The sequence below is a fragment of the Albidovulum sp. genome, from assembly GCF_008933605.1.
Classification (GTDB): Bacteria; Pseudomonadota; Alphaproteobacteria; order Rhodobacterales; family Rhodobacteraceae; genus Albidovulum.
Genome location: NZ_WBUS01000001.1, coordinates 44,351 through 64,087, shown reverse-complemented (window position 1 = coordinate 64,087; position 19,737 = coordinate 44,351). Strand labels below are relative to the sequence as shown.

Here is a 19,737-nt window from a genome sequence, read left to right as displayed (position 1 = left end):
TCACAGGACCCAGCGAAAGCGCCCCGGATCGAATGGGGCAAGATCGATGCTCGGGTTCTGCCGCATCAGAAGCTCCGCCACGAGCGTCGCAGTCGCGCTGGATTGCGTCAGCCCCAGATGGCCGTGGCCGAAAGCGTAGAGGACGTCGGGCGCTTTCGCACAGCGCCCGATGATCGGCAAGGAATCGGGAAGGGAGGGCCGGAAGCCCATCCACTCGGTGCCGCCCTCCGTCCGCAGCTCCGGCAGGAAATCCTTCGCCTTTGCAAGCATCGCGCGGGACCGCGCGTAGTTCGGCGGCAGGTTGAGCCCGCCGAGTTCCACGGCTCCGCCGATCCGGATGCCGGTGGACAGCGGCGAGGCCACGAATCCGTGCGCGGCAAAGGTGATGTGGCAGCGTAGCCCGAAAGCGCCCGGCGGCAGGGTCGTGTTGTACCCGCGCTCGGTCTCCAGCGGGATGCGGTCGCCCAGGCTTCGGGCTATTCGATGAGAGTGCGCGCCGGCCGCCAGCACGATCTGTCCGGCGGGAAGCGCCCGCCCGTCCGCCAGGTGGGCGGTCACGCCGTTCCCTCCGACCGCGATCCTGCGCACCTCGCCCACGCCGACCGTCGCCCCCTTCGCTTCGAGCGCGGCGGCCAGCGCCAAGACGTAGAGCTTCGGGTCCGCGATGGCCCACCAATCCTCAGTGAAAGTCGCATGGGTGAAGCGCGGCGACAGTCCCGGCTGGATTTCGGAAATGGCATCGGGGCCGATGAGCGATCGCCAGCCGAACCCGAACCGCGCGGCCTCCTCCCGGCCCCGGCAGTCGGCCGCGAAGGCGTGGGCGGTCTCATGGACCTGCAACTGGCCGGTCTTGCGCAGCATGGCCAGGGTGCCCGTCGTCGACATGAACGGCTCCAGCGTCGCACGCGCGAGCCGCATAAGGCCCGCCTGGGCATCCGTGGCAGCGGCAACCCGGTGGGGAAGGCTCGCGCAAGCAAAGCGTGCCATCCATGGGGCGATGCGCGGCGCATAGCGCGGCGGAATCGCCAGAGGCCCGAGCGGGTCGAGCAGCCAGCGCGGCGATGCAAGAAGCGTTTCTGGCGAGGCGAGCGGATGAACCTCGGCAAAGGCGAAGCCACCTGCATTCCCGGCCGATGCCCCCGCCGCGGGCCCTTCGCGGTCAACGACATGCACGCTGAGTCCACGCGCAAGGGCGGCGTGGGCGGCCGAAAGGCCGATCACCCCCGCGCCGATGACGAGTACATCCGGTCGCGCGATCAATGCCCTTCTCCCCGGTCAGACGGCAACTGCCCGATCTTTGAGACCGAACGAACGGCGATACAAGATCCCGCCGCCGTCGTCTTTCCCGGTCCGGGCTAAGCCCCCGTCATTCCCGGCAAAGCAATCCGTTCTCGTCGAACCGGCGGGGGAAGAAGGCGGCCGCGCAGGTGAAGGTCGTCCGCATCGCCTCGGCGGCGGAATAGGGTTCCGTCATCGTCATCATGTCGAGCCAGACGCCTTCCGTCGTGATCCTGAGAACGCGCGCGATCCGTACCGGATCGCCGCCCTGCCCGTCCTCGGCCACCAGCCGGGCGCAGATGCTTTCGAGGGTGCGGGTGTAGTCGTCGTCGTTCGATCCGCAGAGGGCCTGATACATCGGCCGGCACTGTGCCTCCCCCCAGAAGGCGCACCAGGCCGAAAGCCGCGGCTTAGTGCAGATCCGGGGGTCGAAATCGGCGCGGAGCACCGCATCGAGCTGTTCGGCCGGCGAGGGGCCTGCCGCCTCGAGTGCGGCGGTCCAGTTCTGCCGGTATTCCGCCGCAAGATACTGCAGCGTCTCGGTCAGAAGCCGCTCCTTCGTCTCGAAGTGGAAGTTCACGAGCCCGTGCGATATGCCCGCCTGCCGCGCGACGTCGGTCAGCGTCGTGCGCGAGAAGCCCTGCGTTGCAATTGTCTCGATCGTCGCCTCGATGAGCTGCTGGCGACGCGCGGCACGGCTCTGCTTGCGCGGGGTCGCGTCAGGCTTGGCAATCCCGCCGGTGTCGTCCATGGCCGTTTCCGTCCTCCACAAGGCGCGCCGCCGATCAATGAAGAGATAGAGTATTGCCGGCGTCACGCAAGGCGGCCGGGCACGTCTTCATCTTGATTGACAGTTCAGTCAGAATATGAATGAATGATCGTACATTAAAATGCGGCTGCCGCCGATTGCCGGCGCCGCCCGAATCCGACAGGTCACATCATGCGCCCGCTTCCCAGCCGGGATCTCAGAAAATCCAACGCCCAGTTCGCCCGGGCGTCCGAGCGCCTGCCGCTCGGCGTTTCCTCCACCTTCCGCTACTGGGGCGATGAACGCACCATCTACGTCGACCACGGCAAGGGCGGCAGGATGTGGGACATCGACGGCAACCGGTACATCGACTACCGGCTCGCCTACGGCCCCGCGATCCTCGGCTATGCCGACGACCGCGTGGATGCCGCGGCGCGGCGGGGGATGGAGGTGGGCGGCGTCTTTGCGCTCTCGACGGAACGCGAACTGATCGTGGCCGATCGCATCGCGAAGATGGTGCCGGCGGCCGAGATGGTGCGCTTTTCCAACTCCGGCACCGAGGCGGTCATGGCGGCGCTGCGCCTTGCGCGCGCCCATACCGGACGCGACAGCTACCTCCTGGTCGAAGGCGCCTACCACGGGCTCTTCGACGCCGCGATGTGGATGGCCAATGTCGAGGGGTGGGAACGCAGTTCCAACCGCGACCCCGAGGTCGTCTCCTACTCCAAGGGCATCCCGCAGGAATTGAAGGCGCTCGCCCATCTGGTGCCGATGAACGACCTCGAGCGCCTCGAAGACACGTTCCGCCGCTACGGGAACAGCATGGCGGCAATGCTGATCGAGCCGATCCAGGGCAATTGCTGCGGCATCACGGCATCCGTCGACTACGTCCGCCTGGCACGCGCGCTCTGCGACCGCTACGGCGTCCTGCTCATCATCGACGAGGTGAAGACCGGTTTCCGCGTGGCCAAGGGCGGCGTGCAGTCGCTCTACGGCGTGACGCCCGACATCTGCACCTTCGCCAAGGCCGTGGCGAACGGCTATCCGATCTCGGTGGTGGCCGGCCGGGCCGAGGTGATGCGGACCTTCCGCCACGGCGGCGCCGCACATGGCGGCACGTATACCGCCCACTCGGTCAGTCTCGCTGCCGCCGAGGAGTGCCTGCGGATCCTTGACGAAACGCCCGCGCTCGAGACGATCGCGCGATATGGCGAGGCGCTGAAGGCCGGCATATCCGCGATCCTCACGCGCCGAGGCATCGCCCATTCCTACGCCGGGCATTCGTCGATGTTCGGGCTCTTCTTCGCCGACACGCCACCCGACAACTACCGGGACTGGAAGACCTCGGACTATTCCTTCTACGACCAGATGGCCCGGTTCCTGCATGACCTCGGCGTGATCTGCGAGCCCGACTCGCGCGAACCCTGGTTCATCTGCGAGGCCCACGGAACCGATGCTGCCTGCCTTGCCGAGACGCTGCGGGCCGTCGAGACTGCCGTGGACCTGACGCTCGAACACTTTGAGGCCGAGAAGCGCGCATGACGGACAATGCCTCGCCGCTGCTTGACCGCTGCCCGGAGACGCTTCCGGCAGCGGCCTACCGCGACCCGGACTGGTATGCGCGCGAGGAACGGGCAATCTGGCGGCGGAACTGGGTGCATGTCGGCCGGCTGAACGACCTTCCGCCGGGCACGATGCGGCGGGTGGAGGCGGGCGGGCAGAACGTCGTCCTCTGCCGCGACGGCGGCGGCCGTGTCACCGCCTTTCACAACACCTGCCGCCATCGTGGCGCGGAACTCTGTTCCGTGGCGGAGAAGCCCCTCGGCCGGCTCATCACATGCCCCTACCACAACTGGGCCTACGACACCTCCGGCCGGCTCGTCTCGACGGCCTTCGCCACACCCACCCCGGACTTCGTGAAGGCGGACAACGGGCTCTTCCCCGTTCATCTGCGCGACTGGAACGGCTTCCTCTTCCTCTGCCTCGCCGATACGCCGCCCGCGCTCAGGCCTGACCTCGGACTCGAGGCACTCGACGCCTGGCCAATGGATCGCCTCAAGACCGGGCACCGGCTGGTGAAGGAGCTCGACTGCAACTGGAAGATCTTCTGGGAGAACTACAACGAGTGCCTGCATTGCCCGGGCATCCACCCGGAACTGTGCGACATGGTGCCTATCTACCGGCAGGGCGTGATGGCCGCGAACGAGGCACCGGGCTGGAGCAAGGCGACGCCCTCCGCTCCGGTGCTGAAGGAGGGTGCGCGGACCTGGACCATGTCCGGGGCCCCGTGTGGGCCCGAATTCCCCGACCTGACAGCGGAGCAGCGGGCGAACGGCTTCAACTTCGTGACGCTCTACCCGTCGATGTTCGTCGTGGCCCACGTGGACTACGTCCGGGCCGTCACGGTCACGCCGCTCGGCCCCGAGCGCACGCGCCTGACGGCGGAATGGCTCTTCTCCGAGGAGACGCTTTCGCAACCGGGCTTCGACGCGGCCGAGGTTGCGCGATTCGCCACCATCGTCCTCGAGCAGGACGGCGCGGCCTGCGAGATGAACCAGCGCGGCCTGAAGTCGGAACGATACGGAGGTGGCCGACTCATGCCGCAGGAATTCGACATCCTGCGATTTCACGACTGGGTGCGGGCGCAGATGGACGCCAGCTGAGTCCGGCCCAGCCCGATTGACGGGAGGAAGCGATGACTGCGGCAGGAAAGCCGATCGCAGTGCCGAACGACTGGGACCGCCGGGGGTTGCCCGGCTGGACCTACCATTCCAAGGCGCTCTTCGAGCTTGAACGACGCGAGGTCTTCCTTACCCACTGGCAGGTCGCCGGGCACGTCTCGGACGTGCCCGCGCCGGGCGACTGGCTGACATTCGATCTGCTCGGCGAACGCGCGCTGATCATCCGGGGACGCGACGGCGCGGTACGCGCCTTCCACAACCTCTGCCGCCACCGGGGCGCGCGGCTGGCCGATGGCGCGTCCGGGCACTGCAAGTCGGCGATGGTCTGCCCCTTCCACGGCTGGGTCTACAACCTCGACGGCACCTTGCGCGGCGCGGCGCGCCCCGAGAGCTTCGGCGACATGGACCGTGCTGCCTTCGGACTGAAACTGGTCGAGATGGAGATTTGGCACGGCTTTCTCTTCCTGCGGTTCCTGCCCGGTCCGCAACCCGCCGTCGCCCGGCTCATGCAACCCTTCGACGCGGATTTCTCGACCTACCGGGCCGAGGCACTGCTGCCCACGGAGATGCCCGGCGGGCAGACGGCGACCTTGCCGGTCAACTGGAAATCCGTCCGCGACGTCGACAACGAGGGCTACCATGTCGCCATGGCCCATCCGGCCTTGCAGGACCTCTATGGCCGGAGCTACCGAGACATAGTCTATCCCGGCGGAATCTCGCATTCTCACGGCGAATTCGGCGAAACCGGCGGGCGCCTCTGGTCGGTGCGCAACTACCTGAAACTGACGCCGCGGCCGGAGCATCTGCCACCGCGGCTGCGCCGGTCCTGGACCTACTACGGGCTTTTCCCCAACACGGTCTTCGCCTTCACGCCCGAAGGGGCGCAGTACTACCACGACATCCCGCTCACGAAGGACGAAACCCGGCTGGCAGGGCGCATGTACCGCCAGCCGGAGGAAAACCGTGTAACCCGCGCGGCGCGCTACCTGGCCGCGCGAATCGACCGCGCGACATCGGTCGAGGACCGGCAACTGTCGATTTGGTCGAACGAGTCGATGAAGTCGACCGCCTTCGACGATTTCCACCTCTCCGACCTCGAGTATGGCGTGCGCGCCCACCACGACGTACTCCGCCGGCTTCTGCCGGTCACACGGCTGAGCGAGGCACCCGAGGAGGACCGGATCGCTGCCCTGAACGAAGATTTGCGTAGCGCCGGCGCGAATCCGTCCTAAGCTCGAAGGAAAAGGCGCACTCATGGGGAGATACCGAGGATGACCAGACTCACGCGAAGAACCGCCCTCACGGCGCTCGGCGGGGCGCTTGCCGTGCCGTACGTTCGTCCCTCCTGGGCCCAGGCCGGCACCGTCAACGTCTACAACTGGGCCGACTACATCGGCGAGACCACGCTCGCCGACTTCGAGGCGCAGACCGGAATCGGCGTCGTCTACGACACCTATTCCTCGGCCGAGGAGATGCAGGCCAAGATGCTCGCCGGCTCCACCGGCTACGACGTGGTGGACCATGCCGGCATCGACATGCCACGGGCGATCGCCGCGGGCCTCTACGAAAAGCTCGACAAGACGCTCCTGCCGAACTGGAAGAACCTCGACCCCGAGGTGGTGCGCATCCTCTCGGGCTGGGACCCCGAGAACCTGTACGGCGTGCCCTACATGTGGGGCTCGGTCGGGTTCACCTTCAACGTGGACATGGTCAAGGAGCGCATCCCGGATGCCGACATGACGACCATGGACCTGATCTTCAAGCCGGAGAACGCCGAGAAGCTGGCCGACTGCGGCATCTCGATTCTCGACAGCCCGACCGACATCATGCTGATGGTGCTGAAGTATCTCGGGCTCGACGGCGACACGACCAATGTCGAGGACTATCAGAAGGTCGTCGAGGCGTTCAAACCGATCCGCCCCTACATCCGCACCTTCGACAACACCAACTACCTGAACGCGATTCCGAACGGCGAGCTTTGCGTCATCAACAACTGGTCGGGCGACTATGCGACGGCAGCGACCCGCGCGGCAGAGGCCGGAGTCGAGATGAACCTGGCCTATTTCGTTCCGAAGTCGGGCGCGCCGGCCTGGATCGACGTGATGTGCATCACGTCGGACGCGCCGAACCGCGAGAATGCCTACAAGTTCATGGACTTCATGATGCAGCCCGAGGTCGCGGCGGGCTGCACCAACTTCACCTACTACGCCACGGGGAACCTCGCGGCGAAGGAGTTCATCCTGCCCGAGATCCTCGAGGATCCCGCCGTCTACCCGGATGCCGAGACAATCGGCCGGATGTGGGCGCCGAAGCCCTTCTCCGAGGAGCAGGACCGCGCGATGACCCGCGCCTGGCAGGAAATCAAGTCGGGCTGAGAACGGGCCTCCGTTCGCGCGATACCTGAACCGGAGAGACTGACCTTGCCCGAACCTGCCCGAACAGCCGACCAGCGGGCCGCCACCACGGTGGCGGCCTTTCCCGGCGCCCAGCTGCCGCAGACCTCGGTGAAGGCGCCGCCGTTCATCCGCATCGAGCATGTCACCAAGCGGTTCGGCACCTTCACCGCCGTATCCGACGTGACGCTGGAGATCCAGAAGGGCGAGATATTCTCGCTCCTTGGCGGTTCCGGCTGCGGCAAGACCACGCTGCTGCGGGTACTCGCCGGGTTCGAGGCGCCGACGGAGGGCCGCGTCTTCATCGACGGACAGGACATGACCGACCTGCCGCCCTACGAGCGGCCGGTGAACATGATGTTCCAGTCCTACGCGCTCTTCCCGCACATGACGGTGGAGAAGAACGTGGCCTACGGGCTGAAGCACGAGGACATGACCGGGGCCCAGCGCGCCGAGAGGGTGCGCGAGATGCTCGATCTCGTGCAGCTGACCGAGTTCGCACAGCGCAAGCCGCACCAGATCTCGGGCGGGCAGCGGCAACGCGTGGCGCTGGCCCGCGCACTTGCCAAGCAGCCCAAGCTTCTCCTCCTCGACGAACCGCTCGCCGCGCTCGACAAGAAGCTTCGCGAGCACACCCAGTTCGAGCTGATGGAGATTCAGGAAAAGACCGGCACCACCTTCATCGTCGTCACCCATGACCAGGAAGAGGCGATGACCCTCTCCTCCCGCCTCGCGGTGATGGACAAGGGCCGGATCATGCAGATCGGCACCGCGACCGACGTCTACGAATACCCGAACTCGCGCTTCGTGGCGGGGTTCATCGGCTCGATCAACTTCTTCGAGGCAACGGTGCGGACCACGGGCGCAGAGACGGCCGAGGTCGAGGTGCCCGACCTTGGCGGCAACGTCACCGCCCGTGCGATTCCGGGCCTGGCTCCCGGCCAGCCGATCACCCTTGCCGTGCGGCCGGAGAAGGTCCACCTCGCCCGGAAGCGGCACGATCTGCCCAACACCTTTCCCGGCACGGTGCAGAGCCTGGCCTATTTCGGCAAGGATAGTCTCTACCGGATCGTCCTGCCCTCGGGCCATGTCATGCTCGTCAATTCCGTCAATGCACGCAGGGCAGGCGAGCACGAGAGGGTGGCGGACTGGGAGGACGCGGTCTTCCTGTCGTTCGATCCCGCCGCCGCGATCCTGCTGAAGGACTGAGGCATGGCCGGCGCCCACACCGACACCTCCTTGCAGCGCTGGTTCAACCGCAAGGGCTGGATCAACGTCACCATCGCTGCGCCCTACGTCTGGCTCGTGCTCTTCTTCCTCCTGCCCTTCGTCATCGTCATCGCGATGAGCTTCGCCACGCGGACGCCGACGGCCCCGCCCTTCTCCTTCGGCGGCGAACACCCGGTGCTCAACACCGCCCACTATGCGCGGCTCTTTCAGGATGACCTCTATATTCGCGCCTACCTGACCTCGATTGCGAACGCGGGCCTTGCCACCTTGCTGTGCCTGCTCATCGGCTATCCGATGGCGCTCGGCCTGACGCGTGTCTCGCCCGCCTGGCGAAACATCCTGCTGATGCTCGTGATCCTGCCGTTCTGGACCTCGTTCCTCCTGCGCGTCTACGCCTGGATCGGGCTGATGGGAACGAACAGCTGGTTCAACAAGCTCCTGACGGCCTCGTGGAACTGGCTGGTTCCGACCGACTGGGCGCTGAGGTCGATCCCGATGATGAACACGAACTTCGCCGTCGTGCTCGTCATGGTCTATTCCTATCTGCCCTTCATGATCCTGCCGCTCTATGCCAACCTCGAAAAGCTCGACCGGACGCTGGACGAGGCCTCGATGGACCTCGGCTCGCGGCCCTTCCGGGTCTTCCTTGACATCACCCTGCCGCTCTCGGTGCCGGGCATCATTGCGGGCGGGCTTCTCGTCTTCATTCCCGCCTCGGGGGAACTCATCATCCCCTCGCTCGTCGGCAATGCGGGCCAGCCGATGATCGGGCGGGTGATCTCGGACGAATTCGCCTCGGCCCGCGACTGGCCGATGGCCTCGGCGGTCTCGGTTGCGCTTCTCATGCTGCTCGTGGTGCCGATCATGCTCTACACGCACTTCGAAGGGAAATCGCACGAAAAACGGAAGGAGGGGGCCTGATGCGCCGCCGCTCCACCTTCCTCGTGACCATGCTCTGCTTCGGCTTCGCCTTCTTCTACGTGCCGATCCTGTCGATGATGGTCTATTCCTTCAACGGCTCGCGGCTCGCCACCGTCTGGGGCGGCTTCTCGACCAAGTGGTATGTCTCGCTCCTCTCGAACCGGCAGATCCTGAACGCCGCGCTCCTGTCGCTGAAGATCGCGCTTCTCAGCGCGACGATGGCGACGATCCTCGGCACGATGGCGGGGATCGCGCTCGCCCGGTTCAAGCGGTTCCGGGGCCGGACGCTCTTCTCCGGCCTCGTCACCGCCCCCCTCGTCATGCCGGAGGTGATCACCGGCATCGCCTCGCTGATGCTCTTCATCCTGATGGCGGAATGGATCGGCTGGCCGGCGAGCCGGGGCTTCACCACCGTCACGCTTGCCCACATCACCTTCTCGATGGTCTTCGTCACCACCATCGTCCATTCGCGCCTCTCCGAAGCCGATGCGGCGGTGGAGGAGGCGGCGATGGACCTCGGGTCGCGCCCCTGGCAAGTGATGAAGGACATCACCCTGCCGATCATCTCGCCCGCCATCGTTTCGGGCTGGCTCCTGGCCTTCACGATCTCGCTTGATGACGTGGTGATCACCAACTTCACCACCGGCCCCGGCACCACGACGCTGCCCATCCTGATCTGGTCGAAGGTGAAGCTTGGTGTCACGCCCGACATCAACGCGCTGGCGACGATCACCGTCTGCATCGTCGGCACCGGCGTGGCCATCGCCGGCGTCATCCTGAACCGGGCCGAGAAGCGGCGCGACCGCGATGCCCGGATGGCCTATCAGGCCAACCAATGACCAGGGTGGACGATCTCCGCGCGAGGGCAGACCTTCATGCGGCCCTCGGCCAGCCGGGCTCCGGGCGGCTGCGCTACGCGGCCGCGATGCATTTCCACCGCAAGGGACTGATCGCGCCCGAAGTGCTGGAGGTCTACCGCACCTGCTCGCCGCAGGACTGGGAGGATCCGGCCGGTCTCCTCGCCGCAAGGGGTCTCACCCTGGACCTGCCGCCGCCCGACACCCCGGATCTCGCGATCCGGCTTCTCGTCGAGGAAATCGACCGTTACCTCGCCACCCTGCCCGGCCCCGGCGTGGCCGAGGTGCGGAGCCTGATTGCGCGTTGGCGTGACGGGCCTGTCACCCCAGCGTCGGCGGCAAATGTGGTCGTCGGCGAACACCTTCCCCCGGCACTGGCCGCCCTCGCGCAGACCCACCCGGCACTGGCGGCCGCGATCCGTGCCGGCGCGCCGTATCTCCCTTGGGTCACATACGACTCCTACCCGCCCGAGCAGATCGGGCCATCCTTCCGGCAAGGGCATGCCTTCGCCTCGCTCGTCGGCGAGGGCGCGGCTATCCCGGCCGAGGACTTCGACCTTGGCCTCTTCCTCATTGCGCCGCATGTGCTCTACCGCGACCATGCCCACCCGGCGCCGGAACTCTACGCCCCGCTGACCGGCCCGCACGGCTGGCGTTTCGGCCCCGGCTCCCCGCTGATCGTGAAGGGGCCGCACGAGCCGGTATGGAACCTTCCCGAAGCGCCGCATCTGACAAAGGTGGGTCCCACCCCCTTCCTCTGCGTCTTCGGCTGGACGAGGGATACCAGACAGCCCGCTCATGTGATCCCGGCCGGTGACTGGGCGAAACTCGAAGCCTTGCGGATCGAAGGTTGAACGATGGAACCAGTCGCCGGCGAGCACTACCATAAGCAGATGATCGGGATGCTGGAGGCGATCTGGGGCGAAGGCTTCCTTTCGCCCGGAGGGCCGGAAGAAGTCGCCCGTCTCGTCGCCGGCACCGACTTCGCGGGCAAGTCCGTGCTGGACATCGGCTGCGGCGCGGGCGGGATCGACCTTGCGCTCGTGAAGAACCACGGTGCCGGCTACGTCTGCGGCATCGACGTGGAAGATACCGTGCTCTCCCACGCCCGGGCGCTGATCGCGCGCGAGGGGCTCGGGCAACGGATCGGCTGCCTCAAGGTCGCGCCGGGTCCGCTGCCGTTCCCGCCCGCGAGCTTCGACATCGTCTTTTCAAAGGACTCCATCGTCCACATCCCGGACAAGGCCGCCCTGATGGCCGAGGTCTTCCGCGTCCTGAAACCGGGCGGCCGCTTCGTCGCCTCCGACTGGCTCATCGGCGTGGACGGCCCGCCCTCGCCTGAGATGGCCGCCTATATCGCGGCCGAGGGGCTCGACTTCGGCATGGCTTCCCCCGGCCGCTACCGCGCGGCGATGAAGCTGGCGGGGTTCGAGGAGATCGAGGTCGTCAGCCGCAACGCCTGGTACCGGCAGCAGGCCCGCACCGAACTCGATCGGCTGAAGGGCCCGGTCGGCGCGGCGGCGGCGAAGATCGTCGGCCAGGCCTTCGTGGAGGAGAATATCGGCATCTGGAGCCGGATGATCCCGGTGCTCGATTCGGGTGAACACTGCCCGACGCATCTCAAGGGCCGGAAGCCCGACTGAGCCGGTGTGGGCGGTCCGCGCGCCATGACGAAACTTGAATGGACAGGCTTCCGCCCCGCGCCTAGCATCCGTCGCGTCTTCGCACTGGAGGGTTCCATGCCGCTTCCCCTCGCCCCGCTTGCCGGCGTCGCCATCCGCTACGGCGCGGTCGCTCTCGTGGCCTACGGGGTGAAACGCGCCCTGCGCCCCGGCCGCATCGACCAGCGGGCCGAGGATGCGCTCGATGACGTGGACGAGGGACTCGCCGTTCATCGTCCGCCAGATCGCGGCCAGACCAGCACGGCCGCCCGGTTCCGCCGGGTGTTCCGCTTCGGCGAGACCGCAATCGAGATCGACGTCGCCGCCCTCGGCCGCCTGCGCATCCGCAAGGTTTGACGGCCGATGCGGCTCTATCACTCCCCGACGACGCCCTACGGGCGCAAGGTGATGGTCCTGCTCCTCGAGACCGGGCAGGTCGGCGAGGTGGAGGTGGTCCCCGCCTCCGGTACGCCGCTCGACCCAGGCACCCAGCCGCTCGAGGTGAACCCGCTGGGAAAGATCCCGGCGCTGGTGCTTGACGATGGCAGTGCGCTTTACGACAGCCGGGTCATCTGCCGCTACCTCGACGACCGCGCCCGGGCGGGTCTCTATCCGGAAGCGCCCCGCCTCTGGCGCACCCTGACGCTGGAGGCGACGGCGGACGGCATCCTCGAAGCGGCCCTCCTGATGGTCTACGAGGGGCGCCTCAGACCCGCGGAGATCCGCTTCGCCCCTTGGGTGGAAGGCCAGTGGGCCAAGATTGCCCGTGCACTCGACCTGCTGGAGACACGGTGGCAGGACCACCTCTCCGGACCACTCGACATGGGCCAGATCGCACTCGGCTGCGCGCTTTCCTATCTCGACTTCCGCCACGCCGCGCGCGACTGGCGCCAGGGCCGTCCCCGCCTCGCCGCCTGGCACGAGCGGATTGCCGCACGCGAGAGCATGGCGGCGACCGTGCCGCAGGGATGAAATGACGCTGACGCTCGCGCCCTTCCTCACCGTCTGGGCGTTCCTCGCCATGAACATCGCCTCACCGGGGCCGAACGTGCTCAACACGATCGCTTCGGCCATGGGGTCGGGCCGCCGCGCCGGACTTGCCTCCGCGGCCGGCGTGGCGCTGGGCATCGGGATGTGGTGCCTTGCGATGACGCTGGGCCTGGCTGCTCTGTTTCAGACCCTCCCCGTCGCGCGGACCGCGCTGACGGTCCTCGCCATCGGCCTCCTCCTGTGGTTCGCGAGCCGGTACCTGCGCACGGCCTGGGCCGGCTGGCGCCATGGAGCGGATCGCGTGAACGCGCGTGCGGGACTAGCCGCGCGGGCGTCCTTCCTCCGCTCGCTCGCGGTCAACGCGACGAACCCCAAGGCACTGACGACCTGGGTCGTGATCCTGTCGCTGTTCCCGGTGGCAGAAGCCCGCGCCGGCGACATCGCCCTTCTCGGCCTCGGCGCGGCCACGCTCGCCTTCTCGATCCACGCGGTCTACGCGCTCGCCTTTTCGACCGCCCCTGCCGCCCGCCTCTGGGCACGCCTCGCCCCCGCGATCTCGGCGGCGGTGGGCCTCTTCTTCATCGCCTTCGCGGCAAAGCTCGCAGGCGGCCTCGCCGCCTGACGCGGCGACGACACAGTACCCGGCCAAGCCCCGATGCGCCCGTTTGCCCGCTGGACGACCCCGCCATTGGCGGCTAATAACCGCGTCTGAAGGCTGCGGGCGACCGCGGCCCCGTTTTCGCAGGCCGTCCTTCGGCCAGAGAAAGGGAGAAAGGTACGTGTCCCACGCAGAAGATCACGCAGGCAGCCGGAGGGATTTCCTCTACTACGCGACGGCCGGGGCCGGCACCGTTGCCACCGGGGCCGCCGTCTGGACTCTGGTCGACCAAATGAACCCCTCGGCCGACGTTCAGGCGCTGTCGTCGATCTTCGTCGATGTCTCGGGCGTCGAGGTGGGAACGCAGCTCACCGTGAAATGGCGCGGCAAGCCGGTGTTCATCCGCCGCCGCAGCCAGGAGGAGATCGACGCCGCGCGCGCCGTGCAGATCTCCGAGTTGGTCGACCCCCTGGCCGAGAACGCCAACATCGCCGCGGACGCCGACGCCTCGGACACGAACCGCACGCTCGACGAGGCCGGGGAATGGCTGGTGATGATGGGCGTCTGCACCCATCTCGGCTGCGTGCCCCTCGGCGACGGCGCAGGCGACTTCGGCGGCTGGTTCTGCCCCTGCCACGGGTCCCACTACGATACTTCCGGCCGTATCCGCAAAGGTCCCGCACCGCGGAACCTCGACATTCCGGTGGCGGCCTTCACCGACGAAACCACGATCAAGCTGGGCTGAGGGGACTGACCATGGCTGGTATTCCGCACGACCATTACGAGCCGAAGTCGGGCTTCGAACAGTGGCTTCACCGCCGCCTGCCGATCGTCTCGCTCGCCTATGACACGCTGATGATCCCGACGCCGAAGAACCTCAACTGGTGGTGGATCTGGGGTATCGTCCTCGCCTTCTGCCTCGTGCTTCAGCTCGCAACGGGCATCGTTCTGGCGATGCACTATACGCCGCATGTCGACATGGCCTTCGCCTCGGTCGAGCACATCATGCGTGACGTGAACGGCGGCCACCTTCTGCGCTACCTCCACGCGAACGGAGCGTCGCTCTTCTTCCTTGCCGTCTACATCCACATGTTCCGCGGCCTCTTCTACGGCTCCTACAAGTCCCCGCGCGAGGTGACCTGGCTCATCGGCATCGTGATCTTCGTGGCGATGATGGGCACGGCCTTCATGGGCTATGTCCTGCCCTGGGGCCAGATGTCGTTTTGGGGCGCCACCGTGATCACCGGCCTCTTCGGCGCGATCCCCGGCATCGGCGAGCCGATCCAGACCTGGCTGCTGGGCGGGCCGGCGGTGGACAACCCCACGCTGAACCGCTTCTTCTCGCTGCACTACCTCCTGCCCTTCGTGATCGCCGCGCTGGTGGCTGTGCACATCTGGGCCTTCCACACCACCGGCAACAATAACCCGACGGGTGTTGAAGTGCGCCGCGGCTCGAAGACCGAGGCGGAGCGCGACACCCTGCCGTTCTGGCCCTACTTCGTGATCAAGGACCTCTTCGCGCTCGGCGTCGTTCTCGTCGTCTTCTTCGCGATCGTGGGCTTCATGCCGAACTACCTCGGCCACCCCGACAACTATACCGAGGCGAACCCCCTGGTGACGCCCGCGCATATTGTGCCGGAATGGTACTTCCTGCCCTTCTACGCGATCCTGCGCGCCTTCACCTCCGACGTCTGGATCGTCATGCTGGCGAACTGGGTCACCTTCGGCATCGTGGACGCCAAGTTCTTCGGCGTCATCGCGATGTTCGGCGCGATCATCGTCATGGCGCTGGTGCCCTGGCTCGACACGTCGAACGTCCGTTCGGGCAAGTACCGGCCGATGTTCCGCTGGTGGTTCTACCTCCTCATCATCGACTTCGTTGTCCTGATGTGGTGCGGCGCCATGCCGGCCGAGCCGCCCTACTCGATCATCTCGCTGATCGGTGCAGCCTACTGGTTCGCCTACTTCCTGGTGATCCTGCCGATCCTTGGCGTCATCGAGAAGCCGACGACGCCGCCCGCGACGATCGAGGACGACTTCAACGCCCACTACGGCGCCAAGACCCATCCGGCCGAGTAACGGAAAGGACCGATCGAGATGCTGAAGAGAATCGCAATCACGGCCGCTTCCGTCCTCGCGCTGACGGGTACGGCCTTCGCCGCGGGAACGGAGGCGCCCCATATCGAGGACATCGCCTTCTCGTTCGAGGGGCCGTTCGGCACCTATGACGAGCATCAGCTCCAGCGGGGCCTGCAGGTCTACACCGAGGTCTGCATGGCCTGCCACGGGCTGCGCTATGTCCCGATCCGGACGCTCGCCGACGAAGGCGGGCCGAACCTGCCGGAAGACCAGGTCCGCGCCTATGCCAAGCAGTTCACCATCACTGACAAGGAGACGGGCGAGGACCGCGAAGGCAAGGAAACCGACAACTTCCCGCACAACGTCGATGCCGGCGCTCCGGACCTCTCGCTGATGGCGAAGGCTAGGGCGGGATTCCACGGGCCCTACGGGCTTGGCATCAACCAGTTCTTCCGCGGCATCGGCGGGCCGGAATACATCCATGCAATCTTGACCGGCTACACCGAGGAAACCAAGGACGAGGCGGGCGCGACCTTCTACGAGAACCACGCCTTCTCGACCGGCTGGATCTCCATGCCCCCGCCGCTCAGCGACGATCTCGTGACCTACGCGGACGGCACGCCGGCGACGGTGGACCAGATGGCCGAGGATGTCAGCGCCTTCCTCATGTGGGCGGCGGAACCGAAGATGATGGACCGCAAGCGCGCGGGCTTCGTCGCGGTGCTGTTCCTCGGTCTGCTGACGGTGCTTCTCTACCTCACCAACAAGCGGCTCTGGGCGCCGATCAAGGGCAAGGAAACCGCCTGACACCGAGGGTCTCGGCCGAGACTGCAGGACGCGCCCCACAGGGGCGCGTTTTCTTTCGCAGACCGTTGTCGCGCAGGATGCCGCCGACGGGCGCAACCGTCCCCGGCCCGCAAGGCCGCTTGCGCTTCGGGCGTTCGGGACCTCCATCGATCCACCGGAGCGACGGATCGGGCATGCCGGCCTGATCGTCCCTCAGCCCTTCATGCCGTCCCAGAAGTTGCGGACCTTGGAGAAGAAGGTGGAGCCTTCGGGGTTGTTGTCCTCGCTCAGCCGCTCGAACTCCTTGAGGAGTTCCCGCTGCTTGGACGTCAGGTTCACCGGCGTCTCCACCGCGACCTCGATCAGCATGTCGCCGATCCCGCCGCCCCTGAGCGCGGGCATCCCCTTGCCCCTGAGCCGCATCTGCTTGCCGGTCTGGGTGCCCGCCGGCACCTTCACACGGCTGCGGCCGCCGTCAATCGTCGGCACCTCCACCTCGCCGCCCATTGCGGCCACCGTCATCGCGACAGGCACGCGGCAGAACAGGTGCACCCCGTCGCGCTGGAAGAGCGCATGCTCGCGGACCTCGATGAAGATGTAGAGATCGCCCGCCGGCCCGCCACGCAGCCCCGCCTCACCCTCGCCGGCAAGCCGGATGCGGGTGCCGGTCTCCACGCCCGCCGGGATGTTCACGGCGAGTTGGCGCTCCTTCTCCAGCCGGCCGGCACCGTGGCAGGACTTGCAGGGATTCTTGATCGTCTGGCCGGCGCCGCCGCAGGTCGGGCAGGTGCGTTCCACCGTGAAGAAGCCCTGGCTGGCCCTGACCTTTCCCATGCCGGAACAGGTCGGACAGGTCTGCGGTTCCGCGCCGCCTTCCGCGCCCGTGCCGTTGCAGGCCGTGCAGGCGACCGATGTTGGCACGTTGATCGACTTCTGGACGCCCTTGTAGGCCTCTTCCAGCGTCACGCGAAGGTTGTAGCGCAGGTCCGATCCACGCTGCGCGCGCGACCGCCCGCCACCCCCACCGGGGCGGCCGCCCATGAAATCTCCGAAAAGGTCCTCGAACACGTCCGAGAACGCGCTCGCGAAATCGCCCTGGCCGTAGCCACCCCGGGCGCCGCCACGCGGCCCACCGCCCATGCCGCCCTCGAAGGCCGCGTGGCCGAAGCGATCGTAGGCCGCCTTCTTCTGCTCGTCCTTCAGGCATTCATAGGCCTCGTTCACTTCCTTGAACTGGGCCTCGGCCTCGGGATTGTCCTTGTTGCGGTCGGGGTGGAGTTCCTTGGCCTTGCCGCGATAGGCCTTCTTGATCTCGTCGGCGGAAGCCCCGCGGGAGACGCCCAGAACCTCATAAAAGTCGCGTTTCGCCATCTGCTGCCCCTTGGGGGGAACGCGCGGGCCGGCCCGACCCAAGGTCAGGCCGGCCCCTTGGTTCCGGTCGCGTTACTTGCGCTTCTTGTCCTCGCCGAGGTCCTCGAAGTCTGCATCCACGATGTCGTCATCGACGCCGCGCGGGCCTTCATCCTCGTCGGGCGCGCTCGACTTCGCCTGTTCGGCCTTGTAGATCGCCTCGCCCAGCTTCATCGACGCATCGGTGAGGTTCTGGATACCGCCCTTGATCTTGCCGGCATCCTCGGACTTCAGGGCCTCTTCCAGCGCGCCGACGGCCAGTTCGATGGCCTCGACCGTCGATCCGTCGACCTTGTCGCCATGCTCCTCGATCGCCTTCCTCGTGGAATGGATGAGGCTTTCCGCCTGGTTCCGCGCCTCCACGAGTTCCTTGCGCTTCTTGTCGCTTTCGGCATTGGCCTCGGCATCGCGGATCATCTTCTCGATGTCCTCGTCCGACAGGCCACCCGAAGCCTGGATCGTGATCTGCTGCGCCCGGCCGGTGCCCTTGTCCTTGGCATGGACGCTGACGATGCCGTTGGCGTCGATGTCGAAGGTCACCTCGATCTGCGGCATGCCGCGTGGTGCGGGCGGGATCTCTTCCAGGTTGAACTGGCCGAGAAGCTTGTTGTCCGCAGCCATCTCGCGCTCGCCCTGGAAGACCCGGATCGTCACGGCGTTCTGGTTGTCCTCGGCGGTCGAGAAGATCTGGCTCTTCTTCGTCGGGATCGTGGTGTTGCGGTCGATGAGCCGGGTGAAGACCCCGCCCAGCGTCTCGATGCCGAGCGACAAGGGCGTCACGTCGAGAAGGACCACATCCTTCACGTCGCCCTGCAGCACGCCGGCCTGGATCGCCGCGCCGAGCGCCACGACCTCGTCCGGGTTCACGCCCTTGTGCGGCTCCTTGCCGAAGAAGTTCGTCACTTCCTCGATCACCTTCGGCATCCGCGTCATGCCGCCGACGAGCACGACCTCGTCGATGTCGCCCTTCGAGAGGCCCGCATCCTTCAGCGCGTCGGCGCAGGGTTTCATCGACTTCTTGATGAGGTCGCCGACCAGGCTTTCCAGCTTCGCCCGGGTGAGTTTCATCACCAGGTGCAGCGGCGTGCCGGTGTTCTTGTCCATCGAGATGAACGGCTGGTTGATCTCGGTCTGCTGGCTGGACGACAACTCGATCTTCGCCTTCTCCGCCGCTTCCTTCAGGCGCTGGAGCGCCATCTTGTCGCCGGTCAGGTCGACGCCATGCTCCTTTTTGAACTCCTCGGCGAGGTAGTTCACGATGCGCATGTCGAAGTCCTCGCCGCCGAGGAAGGTGTCGCCGTTCGTCGACTTCACCTCGAAGAGGCCATCGTCGATCTCCAGGATCGTGATGTCGAAGGTGCCGCCGCCAAGGTCATAGACGGCGATAGTCTTGGAATCCTTCTTGTCGAGGCCGTAGGCAAGCGCCGCAGCCGTCGGTTCGTTGATGATCCGCAGCACGTCGAGCCCGGCGATCTTGCCTGCGTCCTTCGTCGCCTGACGCTGTGCGTCGTTGAAATAGGCAGGCACTGTGATGACGGCCTGCGTCACCTTCTCGCCAAGGTAGGACTCGGCGGTTTCCTTCATCTTCTGAAGGATCACGGCGGAGATCTGCGCGGGCGAATACTTCTCGCCCTTCACCTCGACCCAGGCGTCGCCGTTGCCACCGTTGACGATGGCGTAGGGGACGAGTTTCTTGTCCTTTTCGACCTCGGCGTCGCCCATGCGGCGGCCGATCAGGCGCTTCACGGCAAAGATGGTGTTCGTCGGGTTGGTGACCGCCTGGCGCTTAGCCGGCTGGCCGACGAGGCGTTCGCTGTCGGTGAAGCCGACGACGGAGGGCGTGGTACGCGCGCCTTCCGAGTTCTCGATCACGCGCGGTTGCGCCCCATCCATGATGGCGACGCAGGAGTTCGTGGTCCCGAGGTCGATCCCGATGACTTTGGCCATATGTGTAACCTTTCCTTCGGCGATGTGCTGGGGTCAGGTCCGATTGCGGCCCCTGGCCCCGATCCCTTGACACTGGCCGGGTCGTCCGGCCGGTTCGTCGGGTATATAAGGAGGGGTCAGGGACGCTGCAAGCGTCGGGAGCGGGCAAAAGTCGGGGC

At 66.5% G+C, this 19,737-nt stretch carries 19 protein-coding genes; 15 read left to right on the top strand and 4 right to left on the bottom strand.

Going from position 1 to position 19,737, the window contains the following annotated elements; all coding sequences use genetic code 11:
- Both F9K34_RS00320 and F9K34_RS00315 read right to left on the bottom strand, forming a co-directional pair.
- Entirely contained in the window at nt 1-1,257 is a 1,257-nt protein-coding gene (locus tag F9K34_RS00320; RefSeq protein WP_291334487.1) for an NAD(P)/FAD-dependent oxidoreductase, read from the bottom strand.
- A gap of 109 nt (nt 1,258-1,366) precedes the next feature.
- The gene (locus tag F9K34_RS00315) at nt 1,367-2,029 is read right to left on the bottom strand and encodes a TetR family transcriptional regulator C-terminal domain-containing protein (protein ID WP_291334466.1); all 663 of its coding nucleotides are present in this window, start codon (nt 2,027-2,029) and stop codon (nt 1,367-1,369) included.
- Nucleotides 2,030-2,218: 189 nt separating this feature from the next.
- On the opposite strand from F9K34_RS00315, the gene F9K34_RS00310 reads away from it, so the two are divergent.
- From F9K34_RS00310 to F9K34_RS00240, 15 genes are all read left to right on the top strand, one after another.
- Nucleotides 2,219-3,568, top strand: coding sequence for an aspartate aminotransferase family protein (locus F9K34_RS00310; protein ID WP_291334465.1), 1,350 nt, complete (start codon nt 2,219-2,221; stop codon nt 3,566-3,568).
- Nucleotides 3,565-4,689 (top strand): aromatic ring-hydroxylating oxygenase subunit alpha, encoded by a 1,125-nt coding sequence (locus tag F9K34_RS00305; RefSeq protein ID WP_291334464.1) that lies wholly within the window; start codon nt 3,565-3,567, stop codon nt 4,687-4,689. The genes F9K34_RS00310 and F9K34_RS00305 overlap by 4 nt, the downstream gene beginning before the upstream one ends.
- A 32-nt stretch (nt 4,690-4,721) precedes the next feature.
- On the top strand, nt 4,722-5,939 hold the full coding sequence (locus F9K34_RS00300) for an aromatic ring-hydroxylating oxygenase subunit alpha (protein ID WP_291334463.1): 1,218 nt from the start codon (nt 4,722-4,724) through the stop codon (nt 5,937-5,939).
- Nucleotides 5,940-5,978: 39 nt separating this feature from the next.
- Nucleotides 5,979-7,082: a polyamine ABC transporter substrate-binding protein gene (locus F9K34_RS00295; protein ID WP_291334462.1), complete on the top strand. Its 1,104-nt coding sequence runs from the start codon at nt 5,979-5,981 to the stop codon at nt 7,080-7,082.
- Between the two features lie 90 nt (nt 7,083-7,172).
- Nucleotides 7,173-8,309 carry an ABC transporter ATP-binding protein gene (locus tag F9K34_RS00290; protein ID WP_436405698.1) on the top strand — a complete coding sequence of 379 codons (1,137 nt, stop codon included), beginning with the start codon at nt 7,173-7,175 and terminating at the stop codon, nt 8,307-8,309.
- Nucleotides 8,310-8,312: 3 nt separating this feature from the next.
- Entirely contained in the window at nt 8,313-9,251 is a 939-nt protein-coding gene (locus tag F9K34_RS00285; protein WP_291334460.1) for an ABC transporter permease, read from the top strand.
- Nucleotides 9,251-10,090, top strand: coding sequence for an ABC transporter permease subunit (locus F9K34_RS00280; RefSeq protein ID WP_291334459.1), 840 nt, complete (start codon nt 9,251-9,253; stop codon nt 10,088-10,090). Before F9K34_RS00285 ends, F9K34_RS00280 begins: the two co-directional genes overlap by 1 nt.
- A gap of 5 nt (nt 10,091-10,095) precedes the next feature.
- On the top strand, nt 10,096-10,962 hold the full coding sequence (locus F9K34_RS00275) for a dimethylsulfonioproprionate lyase family protein (protein WP_291334458.1): 867 nt from the start codon (nt 10,096-10,098) through the stop codon (nt 10,960-10,962).
- Nucleotides 10,963-10,965: 3 nt separating this feature from the next.
- Nucleotides 10,966-11,751, top strand: coding sequence for a methyltransferase domain-containing protein (locus F9K34_RS00270; protein ID WP_291334457.1), 786 nt, complete (start codon nt 10,966-10,968; stop codon nt 11,749-11,751).
- 96 nt (nt 11,752-11,847) lie between these two features.
- A complete protein-coding gene (locus F9K34_RS00265; protein ID WP_291334456.1) occupies nt 11,848-12,126 on the top strand; it encodes a hypothetical protein in 279 nt (92 codons plus the stop codon).
- Between the two features lie 6 nt (nt 12,127-12,132).
- Entirely contained in the window at nt 12,133-12,741 is a 609-nt protein-coding gene (locus tag F9K34_RS00260; protein WP_291334455.1) for a glutathione S-transferase, read from the top strand.
- A gap of 1 nt (nt 12,742) precedes the next feature.
- Nucleotides 12,743-13,381 carry a LysE family translocator gene (locus F9K34_RS00255; protein WP_291334454.1) on the top strand — a complete coding sequence of 213 codons (639 nt, stop codon included), beginning with the start codon at nt 12,743-12,745 and terminating at the stop codon, nt 13,379-13,381.
- Between the two features lie 157 nt (nt 13,382-13,538).
- A complete protein-coding gene (gene petA, locus F9K34_RS00250) occupies nt 13,539-14,102 on the top strand; it encodes a ubiquinol-cytochrome c reductase iron-sulfur subunit (protein WP_291334453.1) in 564 nt (187 codons plus the stop codon).
- 11 nt (nt 14,103-14,113) lie between these two features.
- On the top strand, nt 14,114-15,436 hold the full coding sequence (petB, locus tag F9K34_RS00245; RefSeq protein WP_291334452.1) for a cytochrome b: 1,323 nt from the start codon (nt 14,114-14,116) through the stop codon (nt 15,434-15,436).
- An 18-nt stretch (nt 15,437-15,454) separates the two neighbouring features.
- The gene (locus F9K34_RS00240; RefSeq protein ID WP_291334451.1) at nt 15,455-16,243 is read left to right on the top strand and encodes a cytochrome c1; all 789 of its coding nucleotides are present in this window, start codon (nt 15,455-15,457) and stop codon (nt 16,241-16,243) included.
- Nucleotides 16,244-16,435: 192 nt separating this feature from the next.
- On the opposite strand, the gene dnaJ is transcribed toward F9K34_RS00240, so the two are convergent.
- Both dnaJ and dnaK read right to left on the bottom strand, forming a co-directional pair.
- A complete protein-coding gene (gene dnaJ, locus F9K34_RS00235; protein WP_291334450.1) occupies nt 16,436-17,593 on the bottom strand; it encodes a molecular chaperone DnaJ in 1,158 nt (385 codons plus the stop codon).
- 72 nt (nt 17,594-17,665) lie between these two features.
- Nucleotides 17,666-19,579, bottom strand: a complete 1,914-nt coding sequence (gene dnaK, locus F9K34_RS00230) for a molecular chaperone DnaK (RefSeq protein WP_291334449.1) — start codon at nt 19,577-19,579, stop codon at nt 17,666-17,668.
- Nucleotides 19,580-19,737 lie beyond the last annotated feature (158 nt).

Bases quoted from the DNA above. Each gene is read 5' to 3' on its own strand.
- F9K34_RS00260 (WP_291334455.1), top strand. From the start codon at position 12,133: ATGCGGCTCTATCACTCCCCGACGACGCCCTACGGGCGCAAGGTGATG.
- F9K34_RS00315 (WP_291334466.1), bottom strand. From the start codon at position 2,029: ATGGACGACACCGGCGGGATTGCCAAGCCTGACGCGACCCCGCGCAAG.
- F9K34_RS00240 (WP_291334451.1), top strand. From the start codon at position 15,455: ATGCTGAAGAGAATCGCAATCACGGCCGCTTCCGTCCTCGCGCTGACG.
- F9K34_RS00280 (WP_291334459.1), top strand. From the start codon at position 9,251: ATGCGCCGCCGCTCCACCTTCCTCGTGACCATGCTCTGCTTCGGCTTC.
- F9K34_RS00255 (WP_291334454.1), top strand. From the start codon at position 12,743: ATGACGCTGACGCTCGCGCCCTTCCTCACCGTCTGGGCGTTCCTCGCC.
- F9K34_RS00265 (WP_291334456.1), top strand. From the start codon at position 11,848: ATGCCGCTTCCCCTCGCCCCGCTTGCCGGCGTCGCCATCCGCTACGGC.
- dnaJ (WP_291334450.1), bottom strand. From the start codon at position 17,593: ATGGCGAAACGCGACTTTTATGAGGTTCTGGGCGTCTCCCGCGGGGCT.
- F9K34_RS00300 (WP_291334463.1), top strand. From the start codon at position 4,722: ATGACTGCGGCAGGAAAGCCGATCGCAGTGCCGAACGACTGGGACCGC.
- dnaK (WP_291334449.1), bottom strand. From the start codon at position 19,579: ATGGCCAAAGTCATCGGGATCGACCTCGGGACCACGAACTCCTGCGTC.
- F9K34_RS00310 (WP_291334465.1), top strand. From the start codon at position 2,219: ATGCGCCCGCTTCCCAGCCGGGATCTCAGAAAATCCAACGCCCAGTTC.
- F9K34_RS00270 (WP_291334457.1), top strand. From the start codon at position 10,966: ATGGAACCAGTCGCCGGCGAGCACTACCATAAGCAGATGATCGGGATG.
- F9K34_RS00285 (WP_291334460.1), top strand. From the start codon at position 8,313: ATGGCCGGCGCCCACACCGACACCTCCTTGCAGCGCTGGTTCAACCGC.
- F9K34_RS00295 (WP_291334462.1), top strand. From the start codon at position 5,979: ATGACCAGACTCACGCGAAGAACCGCCCTCACGGCGCTCGGCGGGGCG.
- petB (WP_291334452.1), top strand. From the start codon at position 14,114: ATGGCTGGTATTCCGCACGACCATTACGAGCCGAAGTCGGGCTTCGAA.
- F9K34_RS00305 (WP_291334464.1), top strand. From the start codon at position 3,565: ATGACGGACAATGCCTCGCCGCTGCTTGACCGCTGCCCGGAGACGCTT.